This is a genomic window from Halobellus captivus, from assembly GCF_007655485.1.
Lineage (GTDB): Archaea > Halobacteriota > Halobacteria > Halobacteriales > Haloferacaceae > Haloquadratum > Haloquadratum captivum.
In genome coordinates this window covers 813,419-832,628 of sequence record NZ_VJXQ01000001.1, presented here as the reverse complement: position 1 = coordinate 832,628, position 19,210 = coordinate 813,419, and the positions used below count along the sequence as shown (strand labels likewise).

Below are 19,210 nucleotides of genomic sequence, written 5' to 3'. Positions count from 1 at the left end.
GTCATTCCCCGTTGTCGGCTGCCCGGTGTCGTTCCCCGCTACCGGTCCCGCCGACTCGTCGATTGCGTGGCGTCCGTCACCTCTCATCCACGGCGTGATGTCCTGATCGTAGGCAGCGCGCGTGATCGCGTGCGCGGCCGTCGGGTTCGTCACGAACAGGAATATCCCGAGGATGACCGTTTTCGCGACGGAGACGTCCGCTCCCAGCACCAGTGCGACGCCGCCGAGCGTCAGGATGATGCCGAGCGTATCACTCTTGGATGTCGCGTGCGCCCGCGTGTACAGGTCCGGTAGGCGGACGATGCCGACGACGGCCACGAGCCCGAAGAACGTCCCCGCGACGACGAGGAGTATCGCCACCAGTTCGACGGGGGTCATCTAGATCACACCCCCGCGCTCGACGGTGAACTTCGAGATGGCGATGCTCATCAGGAAGTTCAACATCCCGTAGACGAGCGCTACGTCGAGGAATCCCGGTTGATCGAGGGCCGCGGCCAGGAGCGCGAGGACGACGACCGCGTTCGTCCCGATGCCGTTGACGGCGATGACGCGGTCCTGCATTGTCGGTCCCGCGACGATCCGGTATACCAACACGATGGCGAACAGGACGAACGCGCCAGCCGCCGCGAGGAGCACCGTATCGATGATTCCGGAGACGGCCATCAGCTATCGTCCTCCCGTATCTCCGGCGGCGTTTCGACATCGTCGTCGCCGAGAAGCGAGATGCTCTCGCGTTCTTTCGGCGTCGGGATGCGCGCTCCCTTCCGCCCGTAGAAGACGAAGCGAACGGCGCGCTCTAACCCGCCAGCGGCGAGGTCGTCGCGGGCGTCGGCCGTCAGCGTGTGGATGACGAGGCCGTCGCGTCCGACGTCGACGGTCAGCGTGCCGGGCGTGAGCGTGATGCTGTTTCCGAGCGTCGTGACCGGGAGACTCCCCCAGACCGCCCCGCGGAACCGCCGCATCTCGGGGTCGATCGGGAGGTCGGGATGGAGGATGATGTACGCGATCGAGATGTTGGCTTTCGTGATCTCCCAGACCAGGTACGGAACGAACAGCGCCAGCCGGACGAGCCTGCGACCGGTCCGCCGCAACGAGGGCGACGTGACGAAGGAGACGTTCGAGAACGCGACTGCCGCGAGCAGTGCGGTCACCCCGCCGGTCGCGAGGTCGAACGGTGACAGCGAGCCCGCCACCGCCAGATAAAACACATAGGTGGCTCCGAACGTGAGGATCCCCTTCGAGAGCGTCGCGGCTGAGACGAGCCGCGTCCGCGTCGTCTGCCGCTCGACCGGTGCCTCCTCGACGGAGAGGTCGGTGCGCGCCAGCTCGACCTCGAACGGTCGCAGCATCGGGGCGTTGCCGCCGGGTCGGAACTCCGGATCGACGACGACGCGGTCGAGATCGAACTCCCGGGCGTACTCGACGAGCACCGCGGCGAAATCGCCGGGGCTGAACAGATAGCGATCGATGCCGACGACCGCCGTCTCTATCTCGATATCGGGTTCGTCGCCGTCGTCGACGTCGAGATCTTCGTCCGCCCACACGGTCACGCGTTCGAGCAGGTCGGCGGCGGCCGAATCGTCGAGCGCGTTGCCGTCGACGGCGCGCCAGCGCGCGGGGAACACGAAGTGAACGGCCCCCGTTTCTTCGCCCTCCGCAGCGGCTTGCGCCTCTCGGAGCGCGTACGCCACCGTGTTGCGGAACGTGGAGGATTCGCCCACCGGAACCAGGATGCGAGCGCTGTCGGCCGCCACTAGCCACCACCCACCAGGGTAGACACCGACCGATACCCGTCGGACTCACGACTCATACGTTACTGTACCGTTTACTAAGGGGGTCAAATACGTCTTCCGCTCTTTCGTTCACACGCTCTCGAATCGATACTGTTCTTTTTATACAATATGCTGATCTGTCCGTATTTCGGCGGTGTTCAGTCGACAACGCGTGGGGCGTGCTACGCTACATCCCATTACTATTATATGCTCATACTTCCTATAACTTACTATGAACATAATACAATTATTCAACGATGAGAAGGCGGTGTCCCCGGTGATTGGGGTCATCCTGATGGTCGCGATCACGGTCATCCTCGCCGCCGTCATCGGCGCGTTCGTGCTCAACCTCGGTCAGGGACTCCAGCAGACGGCCCCGCAAGCGAGCTTCGGCTTCGATTACAACAGTGCCACCAATGTCACAATCACTCACGAGAGCGGCGATTCGATCGATACGGCGCAGCTCAGTACGAGCGGCCTCGCGGCGGATTCTGTCGAGTGGGACGGGCACAACGGGCTGACGGGTACGGTGTCAGCCGGGACCTCCGCGGAATTCAACAACACTGCGGACTGGAGCGGTGAAACCGTCCGCGTCGTCTGGGAATCCACTGACGGATCCTCTTCCGCGACGCTGAGCCGATCGACGGCTCCGACGATCAACTGATCGTCGTAAAACGCTGTTTCTGTCTTTTTGGTTGACACTATTTGTTTGTGCTCCCCGTTGACGCACACCGTGTCCCGTCCTGTACCAGCGCGGACCGAACCGCCAGTTTTTATTTTGGACCCGAGGAATCGTCGGCATGGATCAACTGCGGCAGTCGCTCCTCGACGCGCCAATTATCGAGAAGGGCAAGTACGAGTACTTCGTGCACCCGATCAGCGACGGGGTGCCGATGCTCCGCCCGGAACTCCTCCGCGAGATCGTTATCAAGATCATCCGCAAGGCCGAGATCGACGACGTCGACAAGATCGTCACGCCCGCTGCGATGGGAATTCACATCTCTACGGCGGTCTCGCTGATGACCGACATCCCGTTGGTCGTCATCCGCAAGCGACAGTACGGCCTCGAAGGCGAGCAGCCGCTGAGCCAGGAGACCGGCTACTCCGAGAACGAGATGTACATCAACGACGTCGAGGAGGGAGACCGCGTGCTGGTCCTGGACGACGTGCTCTCGACGGGCGGAACGATGCGCGCGGTCCTCGACGCGCTCACTCACATCGGCGCGGACATCGTCGACACTGTCGCCGTGATCAAGAAGGCCGGTCCCAACGAACTCGACGACAGCGGCCACCACGTCAAGACGCTGATCAACGTCCGCGTCGAGGACGGCGAGGTCGTCATCGTCGACGAGCACGGCGATGACTGACCGCCACGACTGGCAACGACCTCCATAGGACGATTGCCGGGATACGGCTGGAACGGCTGACTCGAGTCAAGACCACTATCAAATCTGCGAGTGCGCCCCGTCTGACCGGACTCCCCACATTCGGATAATACGGCCGACAGAACCCGAAATTTTCGCTGAGTGATCGAAGAGTATTTCAGCGGATAGTCGCACGTAGACGCTATGCCATCCGGTACCAGTCTTGACGACTGTCGACCGACTCTCCGCGGTCGGTCCCGACGGTCGTTTCTCTCGCTTTTAGGCCTCGGTGGGGCGGCGGCGCTCGCGGGATGCAGTGCACCCGAAAGCGACGGGACAGTCGCAGAACCCGTCGAATACGTCGAGGGAACGGCGACGGGGACGCGAACGTTGAACTTCCTCAGCGTCGACGACAACCCCGCTGTGAACCGCGTCCAGTTGGCGCTGGACGGCGCGTATGCGGTCACGCCGGAACAGGAGATCTTCCCGCTGTGGGCGGACATCTCAACCGACGAGGGCCGCGTTTACACGGTCGAACTCAGGGACAACCTCGAATGGGGCGCGGAGTACGGCCAGATGACCGCCGAGGACTGGATCTATACGATCACGGAGGTTTTCCAGGCCGATCCCAACTGGGCGGGGTTCCCCAACACGGGCGATTGGCGGCAGAACGGCGAGCCCATCCCCGTCGAGAAGACCGGCAGGCGCTCCTTCGAGATACAACTGCAGTCGGTCGACCCCGCGTTCCCGCTCCGACCGGTTATGTGGGGCGCGTTCTGTATGCCGAAGGCGCTCATCGAACAGTACCGCCCCGGCGGGGATCAGGCGGGGCTGCAACAGGACGAGGAGGTCCAGACGCTCACGTACGCCGGGAACCTCGGACCGTATCGGTTCGAGCGGTGGGAGCGCGAGTCCGAGTTCGTCGCCGTCAGGAACGACGAGTACTATCTTCGCGAGGTCGACGGCGTTCCCGACGAGTGGCGAGACGCGCCGTACTTCGATTCCTACACCTACCAGGTCGTCCCCGAGGGGAGCAGTCGGTTGTCCGCGCTTCGATCCGGAGAGCTCACTGCCACCGACGTGCCGGAGACGAGAGTCGAGCAGTTGGAGGGGGTCGACGGCATCGACGTGAAGGTGTTCCCGCAGGCGTTTATGACCTCGCTCATCTACAACCAGCGCTCGAACGGGTCGTTCTACGAGGCGCTTCGGGAGCCCGCAGTCAGGCGAGCGCTGGCGCACGCCGTCGACAAGGAGCACATCGTCGACGACGTCCTGCGGGGATACGGGAACGTCGCGCACACGTTTCAACCGACGTTCTCGCAGTGGTACGCTGACGACGAAGTGACCGAGTACGGCGTCGGCGACACGTACGGCCACGAACGGGCGCGAGAGCTGCTCGAATCGGCCCTCGACCCGACACCGTACCGCTACGACGGTGACCGCGTCGTCGACGAAGACGACGAACAGGTCACGCTGGATCTCGTGTTCGTACAGGGTTCTCAAGCGGTGCAGACGACGGCGCAACTCGTCGCTCAGGAGTACGACGCGGTCGGTCTCGACGTCGAAATCACTGGAAAGGAGTACGGCACGCTCGTCGAGCAGCACGTGTTCAACAGTTGGCAGGGCGACGGTGACCCGCCGTGGAACGCCGGACCGTACAACGGCGGTCCGCGAGACGGATCCGTGAGCCAAGACCCGTGGGACTTGATCCTCGGCGTCACGTTCAACACCTACCCGCGGACGCCCTCGGCGACGCGCGGGTTCACGATCGAGCGCGGCGGTATCAACTTCTACGGCTACGTGCCGGAGACGGATTTCGGATCGCTGTTCGAGACGGCCACCGGCACCGTCGACGAGACGGAGCGCGGAGAGACGCTCGCCGAAATATTCGGTGCGCTCTCCGCGGAGCAGCCGTTCAACTTCCTGAATATGGGCGTCAAAATCGTCGGCTACGACAGCGCCGTCCGCGGCCCCGAGGAAGTGTTCGGCTACACGTGGAACCGAAACACCTGGCGGCTCGATTCGGCCTGATCGTCGCGGTCGAGGGGGCGGACCGACCGGTGCGAATGCACGACTGAGGCGGACGGCAAAGACGAAGACCGACCTGACCGAAACGAACGACCGAGACGAAGAACGACCCGATCGAAGGGGCGAAACGAAAACTAATCGAGGATCTCAGATGGGACTGAAATGGTACACTGCGCGCCGGGTCGCGTGGGCTGGCGTCGTCGCCGGGGTGATTCTGACGGTCACCTTCGTCCTCCTCGAACTCGCTCCCGACTCGCAATTGGCCAGCGTGCAGTTCCAGGCGGCCGCCCGCGGCGGGAGCGCCGACGCCGCCGCCGAGGCGTACGCCCGCCGCCGCGGACTCGACGGCCCGCTCTGGGAACGCTACGTCGACTACCTCGCGAACCTCGCGACGGGCGATTGGGGTTGGTCGGACACGCGCTCCCAGCCCGTCGGAGAGGCAATTCTGACCGCGCTGCCGTACTCGCTGATGTACACCGTCCCGGCCGTGATCGCCTCGACCGCGCTCGGCATCTCGATCGGCCTGTACTCGGCGTTCAACCAGTACACCAAGACCGACTACGCAGCGACGTTCGTCGCGTTCTTCGGGATCAGCGTCCCGAACTTCTGGTTCGGAATCCTCCTCCTGTTGGTCTTCGCGGTTCACCTTGGGTGGGTGCCGGTCCTGTTCGACGCGGAGTTGGCGCGAACGCACACGTTCTCGCTGGCGAACGCCCGGCAACTCGCGCTTCCGGTGTTCGTTCTCGGAACCAGCGCGGTCGCGGGCACGATGCGCTACACTCGGGCTGAGGCGCTCGAATACGTCCGCGCGACGTTCGTCAAGGCCGCCCGCGCGAAAGGCGTGAGCGAGCGGCGCATCCTCACGCGACACGTCCTCCGCCCGACGCTCGTCCCGCTGTCGACGATCCTCGTCGGCGACCTCCTCGGCGTCGTCCTCTCGGCGTCGTATCTCGTGGAGGTCGTTTTCGGGATCCCCGGACTCGGACGCCTCAGCCTCGAAGCCATCCGGCGGCAGGACACGGCGTTAGTGCTCGGTACGACGCTCGTACCGGTGTTCGTCGCCGTGGTCGGAAACCTCCTGCAGGACCTCGCGTACGCGGTCCTCGATCCGCGGATCGACTACGGTGATCGGTGATGAACGGAGACGACGGCAACGACTCGATGAGAGACCAAGTCAGCGGCACATCGACGGACCAAGCCAGCGACTCGACGACGGACCAAGCCAGCGACTCGACGATGGATCGGGTCCGCGATAACGTGGACCGGAACGGCCCGGAGCGGTTCGAGGACGTCGACTGGGACGCGATCGACGCCGAGGGTCGACGACTGACGAAGACCCGCCTCGCCGCCTTCGTCGCGTGCGGTCTCTACGTTCTGACGCTCGCCTACGACGTCCTCGTCGCGGGCGACGATGCGACGTTCGAGATCAGCGTCGGCCTCCCGTGGTCGACTACCGAGTCGGCGTACGTCTGGGACGTGACCGCCGTCGACTGGCTGTTCGTCGCGTCGCTGTTGGTGGTCGGCTTCGCGCTCGTCCCGGTGGCGCGGAACCGTCGGCTTCGGGCGTACTACTGGCGTCGGTTCCGACGCCACCGACCTGCCGTGATCAGCGCGTGGTATCTCCTCTGTATCTTCCTCCTCGGCACGGTCGGCACGCTGTTCATCGAACCGCCGAGTCTGGACGTCGCGGCCGCGTACCAGCCGCCGGTCTTCCTGAGCGTCGAGGCGTCGATCCCGACCGAGTGCGTCGGCCCCGTCGTCGACGGACGGTGTCGCGGCACGTGGGAGTATCCGCTCGGGACGACGGGCGAGGGGAAGGGACTCGCAGCGCTCGCGGTCTTCGGGATGCGCGTCAGTATGCAGGTCGGCCTGATCGCGACGCTGATCTCGGTCGCGATCGCGACGCTCGTCGGGACGACGGCCGCCTACGCGGGCGGTTGGATCGACGAGGCGCTGATGCGCTACGTCGACATCCAACAGACGTTTCCGACGTTCTTCCTGTTTCTCTTCCTCGCGTATCTCTACGGCGGCAGCCTGTTCGTCCTGATCGTCATCTTCGGCGTGACCGGGTGGGGCGGCATCGCCCGGATCGTGCGCAGCGAGGCGATCCAGCGCAGACAGGAGCAGTACATCGCGGCCGCGCGGGCATCCGGTGCGTCGACGCTGTCGGTCGTCCGTCGGCACGTCGTCCCGAACGTCTCGAACTCGATCGTCACGGCGGCGACGCTGAACGTCCCGTTTCTCGTCCTCTCGGAAGCGGCGCTGTCGTTCATCGGTCTCGGCGACGTGACGCTCCCCTCGTGGGGACAAACGATCGCGACGGGGCGCGGAGACCTCGGCACGGCGTGGTGGATTTCGACGGTCCCCGGGCTGTTCCTCTTCGCGACCATCCTCGCGTTCAACTTCCTGGGCGACGCGCTCAGAGACGCGCTCGACCCGCGGCAGGAGGTGTAACCGATGCGAGATCGAGATGGCGACCGACGCGAGACGAGAACGAAACGGACGGAGCCGCTGCTTCGCGTCGAGAACCTCCAAACGAAGTTCCACACCGACGGGAGGACGGTTCGCGCGGTCGAGGACGTCTCCTTCGGCGTCGAACGCGGCGAGACGGTCTGTCTCGTCGGCAAGTCGGGAAGCGGAAAGACCGCCGTCTGCGAGTCGATCACGCGGCTGATCCGGGAACCGTCGGGAGAGATCGCTGGGGGCGCGGTCCGGTTCGACGGGCGAGACGTGCTATCGCTCTCGGATTCGGCGCTTCGAGCGCTTCGCGGCGATCGGATCGCACACGTGTTTCAGAACCCCCAGAGCGCGTTCAACCCCGTCTACACGATCGGCTGGCAGTTGATCGAGGCGATTCGGATCCACTCCGAGTGCTCGAAGCGCGAAGCGAGAACGCGTGCGATCGAGCTTCTCGACCGCGTCGGTATTCCGAACCCGGACGGGCGGATCGACGATTACCCGCACGAGCTCTCCGGCGGGCAAAAACAGCGCATCGCGATCGCGACGGCGCTCGCGGGCGAGCCGGACCTGTTGATCGCCGACGAGCCCACGACGGCCCTCGACGTCACGATCCAGGCGCAGGTGTTGAGCGTCCTCGACGACGTCCAGTCCGCGTTCGGGATGGGGCTGCTCTTGGTCACGCACGATCTGGGAGTCGTCGCGTCCGTCGCCGACCGCGTCGTCGTCCTTCGTGGGGGTCGCGTGGTCGAGCGCGGCGACGTCTACGAGATCTTCGAGAACCCGTCGCACCCGTACACCCAGGAGCTGTTGGACTCGATTCCGGGGCGTCGAGCGCACCTCGATTTCGCTGAGAGAGGTGACGCGGAATGACCGACGAAGCGCCGCTGTTGGACGTCCGCGGGCTGGTGAAACACTACCCGATCACCGAGGGATTTTGGAACCGCGAGGCGGGTCGCGTGCGGGCGGTCGACGGGATCGATCTTTCCGTCGAGCGCGGGGAAATCGTCGCGCTCGTCGGCGAATCCGGCTGCGGGAAGTCGACCGCCGCCCGGGCGACGTTGCGGATTGACGAGCCGACGGCGGGGACCGTCCGATTCGACGGCGACGACGTCACGGCGTACGATCGACGACAGTTGAAGCGGTTCCGGAGACGGGCGCAGCTCGTCTTTCAGGACCCCGATTCGAGCTTCGACCCGCGGCTGTCGATCGGCCAATCGGTCGCTGAGCCGCTCACCGTGCACGGAATGGCCGACAGAGCGCGTCGCCGCCGACTCGTCGAGGGGACGCTCGAACGCGTCGGACTCGCCGCGAGCGACGCCGACCGATACCCGCACGAACTCTCCGGCGGGGAGAAACAGCGCGCTGCCCTGGCCCGCGCGCTCGTCACCGACCCCGATCTCCTCATCGCCGACGAGCCCGTCTCCGCGCTCGATATGTCGGTGCAGGCTGACGTTCTGGACCTCCTGACCCGCCTCCGCGACGAACTCGGACTCGGCGTCCTCCTCGTCACGCACGACCTGTCGATCGTCCGCGCGTTCTGCGACCGCGTCTGCGTGATGTATCTCGGCGAAATTGTCGAATCGGGGCCTGCCGAAGCCGTCTTCGACGACCCGCGACACCCGTACACCCGCGCGCTCTCGGCCTCGGTCCCCGTTCCCGATCCCAGAGCACCCCGTCCCGCAGCCGACCTGGTCGGCGACGTCCCCGACGCCGCCGCGCCGCCGTCCGGCTGTCGCTTCCACACCCGATGCCCGGAGGTGATCCCGCCCGCTGACTACGACCTCGAAGCTGACGGCTGGCGACGGCTGCTCCGATTTCGACTGCGTCTCTCGGGACAGTCGTCCGACGTCGACACCGCCACCGCAACAGAGTTCACCGACGGAATCGACGGCGACGGCGGCGATCACGACACCCCCTCTGCGACCCTCAGGAGCGAGTTCGACCTCCCGATGCGACTCTCGGACGACGGGGCTAATCGGATCCTCGACGAGGCGTTGGAGTCGCTCGCGGCGGGCGAACGCGAGGCGGCGTCCGAACTGCTCGAAACCGAGTTTCAGACGGTTTGCGAGCGCGAATCGCCACCGAGCCGTTCGGACGCTCCGGACCGCGAGGCGTCGTGCCACCGCTTGCGTGACGAGTACGAAGCGAAGCCCGACGAGTACGAGGTACATTGAGAGACGCGTCGAATCGAGAGACGCGCCGAATTGAGATACCCGTGGGATTGGATTCTCGGTGTACGGGGGCGAGTCGGATCTCGATGTAGGAGGGCGAATCGGATCTCGGTGTACGAGGCGAATCAGATCGTGGGAGTTCGAGATGAAACGCACGACTGGCTTCATCTCCGTGGCGGGCGTAGGACATCATATGCCGACCGTTCAGACTAACGGCGTGGAGACGTACTACGAGCGCCGCGGCGACGGGCCGCCGATCGTCTTCGTCCACGGCGCGGTCGTCGACCACGGCCAGTGGCTGCCGCAGGCGGAGGCGCTGAGCGATTCGCACACGACAGTCGTCTACGACGTCCGCGGCCACGGTCGGACCGGGGGCTCGACCGTCGATCGGTACACGCTCGAACTGCTCGCTGACGATCTCGACGCGCTCATCGCGGAGCTGGATCTCGACCACCCCGTCCTCTGTGGGCTCTCGTTGGGCGGCTGCATCGCGCAGGCGTACGCGACGAAGCATCCCGACCGGATCTCGGGACTCGTCCTCGCGGACACCTTCACGTCCGGCGACTGGCGTTGGCCCGAACGGCTTCAGTGGGGACTGCTGGGAGCGGCGATACCGATCGCTCGGCTCGTCGGCTACCAGCGGGTCGAACGGGCGATGGTGTGGCTCCAGGAACGAGTCCGAGGGGAGGAGGCGAGCGGCGACTACGACAGGATCGAGGAACTCCGAAAATCGGGGCCGACGATGACGACAGAGGAGTTCGCAAAGGTGATCCGAGCACTTCGCAGCGTCCCGCGAGCCTCGTTCGATTTCTCCGACCTGTCAGTGCCCGCGTTGCTCATCTACGGAGAGCACGAGATGGGGTTCGTCAAGCGCCACGCAGCGAAACTGGCCGCCGAGATCGACGACGCGGACGTCGTGGAAGTCCCCGGCGGCGCGCACGCGTCAAACCTCGACGAACCCGAATTCGTCACGGCTGCGCTCCGTCGATTTCTCTCCGAGCGCGTCTACACCGGGGAATGGCCCTACACCGGGGAATGACCCTACACCAGTGAGTGACCGTTCGGATAACGAGTTCTCTCGGATCGGCGAACTCTCTCGCGACTTTGGCGATCGCGACCGCAGCTAAGCCACGCCGACGACCCTCTCACTCGATCAGGAACCGGGGCTCCGCGATCCGCTCGGAGCGACACTCCGGACACCGGGAGGGGTCGTTCAGCGGATCGTCGAAATCGTCGAAGCCGCACGCGCGACACTCCGGCGGCGCGACGAGAAACCGCTCGTCTGCGGCGTCGCTTTCGATCGTCCGCGCCACGTGATCGAGGTGTCGGTACACCGCCGAGCGCGGGACTCCGACCTCCGTCGAAAGTTCCGCGGCATCGTAGTCCTCCGTCCGGAGCGCATCCGTGATTCGCTCCCGCGTCGTCGGCTCTTCGCCCGGTTCGACCATACTCGGTACACGCACTGATTGTGTTTATATTGCCCGCTCCGGTGTCCTGTGGTTCATTTTCACAACCGATGCGCTGCCATCGGCGAAACCCAGACGCGGCCAACGAACGCACTTCGATCCGCTTGCAATCGCGGTATTTCCGTATGCGGCCAAATACTCTGTGTTGGGAAACACACTTGGGAGTCCGGACAAACTGGATTGGTATGAAGGCAGTCGTCCTCGCAGGCGGGTACGCGACTCGGATGTGGCCGATCACTAAACACCGGCCCAAGATGTTTCTTCCCGTCGGGGATGGGACGGTCATCGACGTCATTTTCGAAGACCTCGAAGCGGACGAGCGGATCGACGAGGTGTTCGTGAGCACCAACGAGCGGTTCGCGGAGACGTTCGAGACGTTCATCGCCGACGCGCCGTACGAGAAGCCGACGCTCTCGGTCGAAGAGACCGTCGAGGAGGACGAGAAATTCGGAGTCGTCGGCGCGCTCGCCCAACTCATCGACCGAGAGGGCGTCGACGACGACCTCGTCGTCATCGCCGGTGACAACCTGCTCTCGTTCGACGTCGCCGAGTTCGTTGACTTCTTCAAATCGAAGGGGACGCCGTGTCTCGCCGCGTACGACGTCGGATCGAGGGAGCGCGCGAAGTCCTACGGCCTCGTCCAACTGGACGGCGACCGCGTGATCGACTTCCAGGAGAAACCTGACGACCCCCAGAGCACGCTCGTCTCGATCGCCTGCTACGCCTTCCCCAGGGAGACGCTGCCCGACTTCGAGACGTACCTCTCCGACGGGAACAACCCCGACGAGCCGGGGTGGTTTATGCAGTGGCTCCAGGCGCGCGGCACCGTCCACGCGTTCACCTTCGACGGGGCGTGGTTCGACATCGGCACGCCGGAGAGCTACCTCGACGCGGTCTCGTGGTATCTCGACGGCGAGACGTTCGTCCACGAGGACGCGACGGTCGAGGGCTCGGACCTCGGCGCGAACGTCCACGTGATGGCCGACGCCTCGGTCACGAACTCCCGACTGGAACGATCGGTCGTCTTTTCGGAGGCGGTCATTCGCGACGCCCACATCCGCGATACGATCGTCGACGAGGACACCCACATCGAAAATCTCGATCTCTCGAACGCGCTGATCGGCGCGCACTCGCATCTGGAGTGAGGTTCGGTTCTCGGGAATTGCAACCGGCTGACTCTTCGCATCGGATCTGCTCTCGAAGGCTCTGTCACCCTGCCAGCGACGTCAGGATTCGCCGTCGGGCATCGTGTACTCGCCGAAGTCGTCGACCGTTCCCACCGGCGGCGCACCGAACATAATCCACGTCTGCGTGGTGTCGTCGGTCACGTTGTGAACGCTTCGCGTCGAATCCGGACCGACGCGGACGACGCCGCCCGATTCGACGTCGTAGATGTTGCCGTCGATTTCGACGCAACCTCCGTCGAGCGCCACGTAGACCTCTTCTTGCCGTGTGTGGGTGTGGGACGCCGTCTGCTCTCCCGGTCGGAGCGTCACTGAGTTCACGCGCATCTCCGTACACCCCAGCGCCTCGGTGAGCTTTCGATGGAGGTTTCCGGATTCCGGGAAGCGCTCCTGCTCGACGGTCTCGGGATTGACGACGCTGAACTCACTGGTCATAGCACTACCTCGGTCGAGGTCGGTATAGTCGACCGGGTTGAGATCGCAACACGTTGATTTCTGCCCCGTCGCGATCGAAGCTAACTGTCGACACGGTAACTGTCGATCACGCGGACGTATCCCCGAGCCACGCGTCGGTCACGCGGATGTGTCCCCGGGTCCCGTCCCAGACGGTCTCGTACTCCAGTTCGATGGGCCGGTGCATGTGCGGCCCGTCGGTGACGAGCGTCTCGAACTCGCCGCCCTCGCCGAGGACGTGGACGCCGTACTCCTCGTTGAGGTCGACCAGTTCCGAAAGCGCGTCGGCGTCGAGGGTGCGCCCCAGCCACGACTCGTCGAGCCCGTAGGCGGCGACTTGGACGATTCGGATCTCGAATCCGGCGTCGAGCATCTCTCTCGCTAACTCGCGCGGATCGCGCTGCCATAGCGGCGCGAAGAGCTCGATCCCCAGCCGATCGCACATCCCTCGGATGCGCGAGGTCTGGAACTCGCTCTCGACGGCTCCCGCGGTCACGCCCGCGATCTCACCGTCGATCTCGGACTGTAGCTCCCCGAGCACGGCTTCCAGCGGTTCCAACTCCCGATCGCCCTGCTCGCCCGCGTCGTCGACGTCGTCGGCACCGAGGTCGCCGGGCTCGATATCGATGAGTTCGATCCCGACGCTCTCGGCCGCGAGCCCGGCCAACTGCGTCTCGGGAACGTGGTACATATACGAGTCGTCGCCGGGGTGAACGGTCAGGAGGTGCGACACGTCGAGTCCCTCCTCCAGCGCGCGATAGAGCGCCCACGAGGAGTCTTTGCCGCCGGAGAAGAGGCTCACCCACGAGCCGGAGTCGGTCATTGGCAGCGCTACGGCGTCGTCGTACAAACGGACACCGGTTCAGGCGTCGTCATACAAGCGGACACCGGGTCAGGTGTCGTCGTCAACGGCGTCACTCGTTCGGTTGTCGGAGCCGACCTCCGCCTCTTTCGCCGCGGCGAGACGTTCGACCGCTTCGACCAGCCGAAACACGGCGATGACGAGCAGCCACGCGATGTACGCCCCCACGACGATCCCGACGAGCACGAACCAGAGGAGGATCTGCCCGGCGATGACGACGCTGTAGGCGAACGTCGCGAGTACGGCGATGACGACGGCGATTTTCGTGCGACGCGATGGAGTTGGAGGGAACTCGGCGGACACATTCGATGCTCCCGAGCAGTGATTGTAACTCTTCCGACGATCGCGGCTCTCGATGCGCGAAGCCGAGTGAGTGATCTCCGTTTCGACGGATCTCCGATCCGGATCGTCTCGGTCACACGCGAAATCGCACGGTCCTCTTTCGGCGGTCGCTCACTCCGGTTTCGGCTCTCCCGATTCTTCGAGCGCTTCCGCGGTCGCGTGGTCCATCTCCGGGACCTCGCCTTCGAGCCACTCGCGGAACCACTTCACGCGCGTGATCCGCTTGTGCGCGATGCTCTCTGCGGTGTCGGAGTTGACCCGGACTGCGGCGTCGCGGCCGCGTTCCAGCACCCGCTCGACCATCTCGGCTGCGTCCATGTGCGTCCGGGCCTCATAGCCCATCCGGAGCAGCATCAGCGCCGTGCCGTTCGCCCCGACCTTATCGAGAATATCGGCCTCGATGAGGCTCTGCGTCTCGAGGGAGACGTCCGAGAGCGGGCCCTGATAGGAGTGATCGGCGACGACCTGACACACCTGCTCGACGAACGACTGCGGGAAGTCGCCGTGTGCGGTCAGGTACTCACGCGCGACGCGTGCACCCTCCTCGGCGTGAATCTCCTGGTCGGCTTCGAGTTTCGAGATGTCGTGGAAGAGCGCGGCGACCCGGACGACGTCGGTGTCTGCGCCCTCGCGCTCTGCGATCTCCGTCGCGATGTCGACGACGTTGAGGATGTGGTTGAAGCGGTACTCGGCGCTGTGCCACGGGTACCACCGCATCCGGCCGCCGTCTTCTTCGCTCTCGACGCTCGCGGCGAGGTAGTCGCGGACGAACCGCTTCATCTCCTCGAACTCCGCCTCGTCGACCGTCGATTCCTTGATCTCAACGCCCACGGAACCACCCCTCGTTCGTGTCGGTGGGGGGGCCAACGACGTTCGCTTTCGACTTCGAATTCATTATCAGATAGAATGGTTCTCCGGTTCTTAGGCGTTACGACGAGAGAGGCGTTTTTCGAGCGACGACCGAACCGTTACAGCCCGGAACCGATACGACCCGGAACCGATACGGCTCGACGAACTGAGTAATCCTGGACTGACGGCCCCTCACTCGGTGCGTAGATCCGCTGAATCGAAACACCGCGTCGATATGCGACCGCCTATCCCGCTCGACGGGCGACGAAGAGCGTCACCGCCGTCAGCGCGCCGAGAGAGACCAGCACGTCGAACCCGAGTAGTCGACTCCGAAGCGATTCGTCGCCGGACTCGTCGACGAACGTTCCGAGCACGCCGCCGACGAACCGCTTCGTCGAATCGATGACTGACTCGTCGGAATCGGCGGTCTTCCCGGGAGTGGTCGATGGTTCACCGGTATCCCGGTCTGAGGCGCCCCCGGCGTCAGCACTGCCGCTCGGACCGCCTTGTCCGCCTTCATCACCGCCCCCTGCGTCGGTGGTCCTCGCCACCGATTCGACCGATACCGACGGGGCGACTGCGCGGACGACACCGTCGACGAGGAGTTCGTCGACGGCCGGGATCACGTCGACGGCCGAAGTCACGATGAACTCGTCGCCGACGCGCTGTGCGCCGAAATCGACCTCGGCAACCCAGCGCCCGTCGGAGTCGACGACCGCGTTGGCCGTTTTCAGGAACTTGGGTTCTGTTCCGTTCGCAGAACGGATTCGAAGTTCGAGCTCGGTTCCGGGTGCCGCAGTCGTCGTCCCCGTGATCGACTGATTGGTCGTGTTCGCGACGCGAATCGGACCGACTGCGTCGATTGCCGCATCGACGAGGGCGTACTCGGTCGTGAGCGTTCGATCTTCGGCATCGAGGCCGCCGTACGCGCCGGTTTCGTTAACCTCGATTGACGCATTCACCGACTCTCCAGCGTCGAACCCCGCCACGCTGCCACCCTCGTAGGCGACGACGTAGGTGTCGTTCGCGGGATCAGCGACGACGGTCGCGTTCTCTTCAGTCAGTGCGTGCTGACGCGCTTCCTGATTCGCCGTCGACGCTCGTCGCGTGAGGGTGAGCGCGAACCGCGCGTCGGCGTCGCTGCCAGCGAGTGCGAAGAACGCCTCTGTCGGAGTCCCTTCCTGGCCGGTGAACGCCCCCGCGATCCCCGGGAGGACGATCCGATGGACGACGACGTCGCCGACAGCGATTTCGGTCGCAGTCGTCAACTGACCGGAGTCGACAGCCGCGGCGAGGTCGCCGCGTGTCGACACGTCAGTACCCATCGGTGCGACCCAGTTGCGCACCTCCGACGGCGTGGCCCGCTCGATGGCGACCACACCCGTGTGCTGGGCCGGGACCGCCGGATCGTCACCGGGGCGAACGGCGAGCGCGTACTCGTCCGGTTCGATCGACGCCGCGAGTCCTCCACCATCCACGTCGGCTGCGAGGACCGCGTCGTCGCCGCCCTCGCTGGGTGTCCCCACGCCGAAGACGTCCCCGCCGTCATCGGGGAGGGTCTCGGCACCGACCGCCGCGGCGGTGTTGAACCACACGTCGACAGTCCCGTCGCGGTTCTCGTCGGCGACAGTCACGTTGGCGCGGAATCCCGAATCGGGGGAGCCGACGGTCACCGTCGCGGTGTCTGTGTACCTGAGGTCGACGCCGAATTCGACGACGTCGCCAGCGTGTTCCTCGACGGTCGCTGTCCGAAGCGACGCGGCCGTCTCGTCGGCATCGACGACGTGGACCGGGATCGATTCGTTCGTCTCGCCCGTTCCGGCGTCCGTGACCGCGACCGTGTAGTTTCCGGGACCGGCCGCTGCCAGTGTCGACTCGTCGAACGCGAACGGCGTCGCCCCGTTCCCGTCGAGGGTGATGTTCTGCCGGGTGAGGACCGCAGTACGTGCGTCCAACAGGGTCGCTTCGACGACTCGGCCGCCGGAGTTCGCGCTGATCGATACCTCGATCGAGTCGGCGGTCGTGACGGTCCGATCGTCGGTATTCACGGTCAAATCCAGCGCTCGAAGCGTGGTGTCGACCGTTTCGTCCGCTGTCCCGTCATCGAGAAGCGTCGTGAACACGTAGCCCTCGCTCCAGTTTCGCGCGTCGGTGTCGAAGGTGAACACTTGGCTCCCGGCACCGGTGTCTCCGGCGAAGACGAACGCGCCGGATTCCTCCTCCACCTCGAAGGACTGCTGGCGGTCTGCGGAGCCGTCGTTCGCGACGAACGCGATCACTTCGCCCTCGTAGACGTTCGCGGACCCTTCGTCCTCAGAGACGGTCGCGCCCGCGTTTATCACTTCAACTGCGCCCGGTTCGATGGTCTCGGTGTCAAGTGAATCGTTCACGGCGTCGATTTCGACGTGCACCGCCGATCGCGGGTCGATCGCGGTCGACGAACTCAAAACCACCTGTCCGTCGTCGGCGCCGTCGGCGTCGAGAACGTAGCGGCTGGTCACGTCAGCGCCGTCGACGAGCACTGTGATGTTCTCCGAGAGCGTCAGCGCGCCCGACTCTCCGCCCGCCTTCGAGACGTCTTCACTGAACGGGATTTCGATCACGCTCTCGGTGTGGGTCAGTGTCGATCCATCGAGTGCGTCGATCTCGAATTCCGTGAGCGGTCCGAGCGTGAGCTGTTCTGGGTCTTGGTCTGTTTGCTTTTCCTTTATTGTTGCCGTAGCTGATCGGTCCTCTCCTTCGCTCTCATCAGAATATATTGCTGAAACCGTATCTTCATCTGAAACTTGGAGAATACCTTGACTATCTGAGAAGTTAATTTCAATAGATCCAGAAAATTCACTTCCATCACGGTGAGCCAACTTCACTGATTCACCACTAGTATATCCTATTGTGTCATCAGAATCTGACTGTGATACTAATTCGATATCAACTGTTCCATCGCTATTTCTGGATATACTATTAATAACCCCCGACCCATCCCCATTATTGTCGTATACAAAGTCCAAATATGTTATTTTATTATCTCCATTTACATCTGCAGCGGGGTGATTAGTTGTTACTCGCTTAACGCCATCTTCGACATCTTCCGATAGAATACTTTCTTGCGACTCTGTATCTGACTCAATATTCACGACATAGTCCTCACTAGCCGCTAGATCATCGTCGTCAACGGTGACGGTAATTGTCTCTCCATCCTGATACGTAGCGTCATCGAACGCGATACTACCTTGTGCAGCCGCGGTCGGGTGAACCCCAACACCCGCGAGGAGGCTGATTGAGAGGATCGATACCAGAAAGACTGCTCGAACGGAGTTCGTGTAGTCTGACATAGCATAGCTGGCGGAAAATCAGCAGGTGGCGGAGTGGATCGTCGCTCGCAGTACCGACCGGTAGTGAGAACTGGAATCGACCGCAATCGACCGTCTGTCCAACTGCACCCCGTCGCTGCTTCCGCAGAGGTGTGCAGATCTTGCTGTGAGTCGAGTAGGGGATGACGCTCCGATACGTCCGCATCTGTCTGTCGATTTTCAACCTACGTGAGACGTCCGATATTTGCTATAAGTATCCTTGTTTTCAATTCTCAAATTAGATACTTTATCGACTACTACTCGTGTTTTTACTATTATTTCATTGAAATTATCTCTCTGAATGACTGTACTTTAGTAGCGCTCGCAACCGATCACCCAACCACGCTCGCGGGTGAGGACGCACAAACGGTACCGTAGTTTGACGCCGTATTTGGTGGGGCACCCAACTATCGACAACAAAATTACTGTAACCGAAAGAACGAGGCCAATAGTTATGTATTCTCAGAATCATTAACTCGACTATGGCTCACCGCCGGGGAGAACGTGCACAAAAGGTCGTCAATCGGTGGGACCGCGTTGTAGAGAGTATGACTGCGGAGCCCCGTCGTCAACTGATCGTGGCATTGTTGGATGCCTCTCCGGGCGTTTCTGTGGAGCTCCCCGAGGCCGCAATCAATCCGAATGTCCCCACCGATCCCGAATCGCTGCGGATCGAACTCTGTCACCAGCACCTCCCGAAACTTGCGGAAATGGGGTTTATCGAGTGGGATACCGAACCGTTGAGGGCGACTCGCGGGCCGCGTTTCGAGGAGGTTGGCGTCGTCGTCGAAGCGGTTCATCGCTCGGCGGGCGAACTTCCCGACTCTCTCGTTTCCGGGTACCAGCGACTCGAAACCGAGCGGCGGCTGTCGTCTACGAACTGACGCCCGCACAACCGCTGAAGAATTT

The 19,210-nt window shown here is 63.7% G+C and carries 17 protein-coding genes and 2 pseudogenes; 10 read left to right on the top strand and 9 right to left on the bottom strand.

Going from position 1 to position 19,210, the window contains the following annotated elements; genetic code table 11:
- Window positions 1–75 precede the first annotated feature (75 nt).
- The 3 genes and pseudogenes from mnhG to FJT57_RS04140 all read right to left on the bottom strand — a co-directional run.
- A pseudogene (gene mnhG, locus FJT57_RS04150) lies at window positions 76–378 on the bottom strand (monovalent cation/H(+) antiporter subunit G); the annotation flags it as partial.
- Window positions 379–663: a cation:proton antiporter gene (locus tag FJT57_RS04145; RefSeq protein WP_144901957.1), complete on the bottom strand. Its 285-nt coding sequence runs from the start codon at window positions 661–663 to the stop codon at window positions 379–381.
- On the bottom strand, window positions 663–1,754 hold the full coding sequence (locus FJT57_RS04140) for a monovalent cation/H+ antiporter subunit E (protein ID WP_144901955.1): 1,092 nt from the start codon (window positions 1,752–1,754) through the stop codon (window positions 663–665). The genes FJT57_RS04145 and FJT57_RS04140 overlap by 1 nt, the downstream gene beginning before the upstream one ends.
- A gap of 250 nt (window positions 1,755–2,004) precedes the next feature.
- On the opposite strand from FJT57_RS04140, the gene FJT57_RS04135 reads away from it, so the two are divergent.
- The 8 genes and pseudogenes from FJT57_RS04135 (at window position 2,005) to FJT57_RS04100 (ending at window position 10,834) form a co-directional block, all read left to right on the top strand.
- Entirely contained in the window at window positions 2,005–2,436 is a 432-nt protein-coding gene (locus tag FJT57_RS04135; RefSeq protein ID WP_144901953.1) for a type IV pilin, read from the top strand.
- Window positions 2,437–2,572: 136 nt separating this feature from the next.
- Window positions 2,573–3,139: a hypoxanthine/guanine phosphoribosyltransferase gene (hpt, locus tag FJT57_RS04130; RefSeq protein WP_144901951.1), complete on the top strand. Its 567-nt coding sequence runs from the start codon at window positions 2,573–2,575 to the stop codon at window positions 3,137–3,139.
- Between the two features lie 201 nt (window positions 3,140–3,340).
- Window positions 3,341–5,167 carry an ABC transporter substrate-binding protein gene (locus FJT57_RS04125; RefSeq protein WP_144901949.1) on the top strand — a complete coding sequence of 609 codons (1,827 nt, stop codon included), beginning with the start codon at window positions 3,341–3,343 and terminating at the stop codon, window positions 5,165–5,167.
- 148 nt (window positions 5,168–5,315) lie between these two features.
- On the top strand, window positions 5,316–6,299 hold the full coding sequence (locus FJT57_RS04120) for an ABC transporter permease (protein ID WP_144901948.1): 984 nt from the start codon (window positions 5,316–5,318) through the stop codon (window positions 6,297–6,299).
- A gap of 101 nt (window positions 6,300–6,400) precedes the next feature.
- Complete coding sequence (locus FJT57_RS04115) at window positions 6,401–7,618, top strand: ABC transporter permease (RefSeq protein ID WP_144902563.1); 1,218 nt, start codon at window positions 6,401–6,403, stop codon at window positions 7,616–7,618.
- Between the two features lie 3 nt (window positions 7,619–7,621).
- Window positions 7,622–8,458: pseudogene (locus FJT57_RS04110) on the top strand (ABC transporter ATP-binding protein); the annotation flags it as partial.
- A gap of 32 nt (window positions 8,459–8,490) precedes the next feature.
- Complete coding sequence (locus FJT57_RS04105; protein ID WP_144901944.1) at window positions 8,491–9,798, top strand: ABC transporter ATP-binding protein; 1,308 nt, start codon at window positions 8,491–8,493, stop codon at window positions 9,796–9,798.
- A gap of 142 nt (window positions 9,799–9,940) precedes the next feature.
- Window positions 9,941–10,834: an alpha/beta fold hydrolase gene (locus tag FJT57_RS04100; RefSeq protein WP_238993897.1), complete on the top strand. Its 894-nt coding sequence runs from the start codon at window positions 9,941–9,943 to the stop codon at window positions 10,832–10,834.
- Between the two features lie 106 nt (window positions 10,835–10,940).
- On the opposite strand, the gene FJT57_RS04095 is transcribed toward FJT57_RS04100, so the two are convergent.
- Entirely contained in the window at window positions 10,941–11,243 is a 303-nt protein-coding gene (locus FJT57_RS04095; RefSeq protein ID WP_144901942.1) for a transcriptional regulator, read from the bottom strand.
- Window positions 11,244–11,446: 203 nt separating this feature from the next.
- Here FJT57_RS04095 and FJT57_RS04090 point away from each other — a divergent pair, with 203 nt between their 5' ends.
- Complete coding sequence (locus tag FJT57_RS04090) at window positions 11,447–12,406, top strand: sugar phosphate nucleotidyltransferase (protein ID WP_144901940.1); 960 nt, start codon at window positions 11,447–11,449, stop codon at window positions 12,404–12,406.
- A gap of 81 nt (window positions 12,407–12,487) precedes the next feature.
- Here the strand turns inward: FJT57_RS04090 and FJT57_RS04085 are convergent, their stop codons facing one another.
- The 5 genes from FJT57_RS04085 to FJT57_RS04065 form a co-directional block, all read right to left on the bottom strand.
- Window positions 12,488–12,880 (bottom strand): cupin domain-containing protein, encoded by a 393-nt coding sequence (locus FJT57_RS04085; RefSeq protein ID WP_144901938.1) that lies wholly within the window; start codon window positions 12,878–12,880, stop codon window positions 12,488–12,490.
- A 106-nt stretch (window positions 12,881–12,986) separates the two neighbouring features.
- Window positions 12,987–13,721 (bottom strand): diphthine--ammonia ligase, encoded by a 735-nt coding sequence (locus FJT57_RS04080; protein ID WP_144901936.1) that lies wholly within the window; start codon window positions 13,719–13,721, stop codon window positions 12,987–12,989.
- A 69-nt stretch (window positions 13,722–13,790) separates the two neighbouring features.
- The gene (locus tag FJT57_RS04075; RefSeq protein ID WP_144901934.1) at window positions 13,791–14,063 is read right to left on the bottom strand and encodes an NAD(P)(+) transhydrogenase (Re/Si-specific) subunit beta; all 273 of its coding nucleotides are present in this window, start codon (window positions 14,061–14,063) and stop codon (window positions 13,791–13,793) included.
- Between the two features lie 150 nt (window positions 14,064–14,213).
- On the bottom strand, window positions 14,214–14,933 hold the full coding sequence (locus FJT57_RS04070) for an HD domain-containing protein (protein ID WP_144901932.1): 720 nt from the start codon (window positions 14,931–14,933) through the stop codon (window positions 14,214–14,216).
- A gap of 263 nt (window positions 14,934–15,196) precedes the next feature.
- On the bottom strand, window positions 15,197–17,554 hold the full coding sequence (locus FJT57_RS04065; protein ID WP_144901930.1) for a BGTF surface domain-containing protein: 2,358 nt from the start codon (window positions 17,552–17,554) through the stop codon (window positions 15,197–15,199).
- A 1,229-nt stretch (window positions 17,555–18,783) separates the two neighbouring features.
- Between FJT57_RS04065 and FJT57_RS04060 the strand changes: the two genes are divergently transcribed.
- Entirely contained in the window at window positions 18,784–19,185 is a 402-nt protein-coding gene (locus tag FJT57_RS04060) for a hypothetical protein (protein WP_144901928.1), read from the top strand.
- The last annotated feature ends 25 nt before the right edge of the window (window positions 19,186–19,210 follow it).

Excerpts from the sequence above, each read along its gene's own strand:
- FJT57_RS04060 (WP_144901928.1), top strand. The coding sequence starts at position 18,784 with ATGGCTCACCGCCGGGGAGAACGTGCACAAAAGGTCGTCAATCGGTGG.
- FJT57_RS04105 (WP_144901944.1), top strand. The coding sequence starts at position 8,491 with ATGACCGACGAAGCGCCGCTGTTGGACGTCCGCGGGCTGGTGAAACAC.
- FJT57_RS04080 (WP_144901936.1), bottom strand. The coding sequence starts at position 13,721 with ATGACCGACTCCGGCTCGTGGGTGAGCCTCTTCTCCGGCGGCAAAGAC.
- FJT57_RS04090 (WP_144901940.1), top strand. The coding sequence starts at position 11,447 with ATGAAGGCAGTCGTCCTCGCAGGCGGGTACGCGACTCGGATGTGGCCG.
- FJT57_RS04100 (WP_238993897.1), top strand. The coding sequence starts at position 9,941 with ATGAAACGCACGACTGGCTTCATCTCCGTGGCGGGCGTAGGACATCAT.
- hpt (WP_144901951.1), top strand. The coding sequence starts at position 2,573 with ATGGATCAACTGCGGCAGTCGCTCCTCGACGCGCCAATTATCGAGAAG.
- FJT57_RS04145 (WP_144901957.1), bottom strand. The coding sequence starts at position 663 with ATGGCCGTCTCCGGAATCATCGATACGGTGCTCCTCGCGGCGGCTGGC.
- FJT57_RS04115 (WP_144902563.1), top strand. The coding sequence starts at position 6,401 with ATGGATCGGGTCCGCGATAACGTGGACCGGAACGGCCCGGAGCGGTTC.
- FJT57_RS04125 (WP_144901949.1), top strand. The coding sequence starts at position 3,341 with ATGCCATCCGGTACCAGTCTTGACGACTGTCGACCGACTCTCCGCGGT.
- FJT57_RS04085 (WP_144901938.1), bottom strand. The coding sequence starts at position 12,880 with ATGACCAGTGAGTTCAGCGTCGTCAATCCCGAGACCGTCGAGCAGGAG.
- FJT57_RS04095 (WP_144901942.1), bottom strand. The coding sequence starts at position 11,243 with ATGGTCGAACCGGGCGAAGAGCCGACGACGCGGGAGCGAATCACGGAT.
- FJT57_RS04135 (WP_144901953.1), top strand. The coding sequence starts at position 2,005 with ATGAACATAATACAATTATTCAACGATGAGAAGGCGGTGTCCCCGGTG.
- FJT57_RS04120 (WP_144901948.1), top strand. The coding sequence starts at position 5,316 with ATGGGACTGAAATGGTACACTGCGCGCCGGGTCGCGTGGGCTGGCGTC.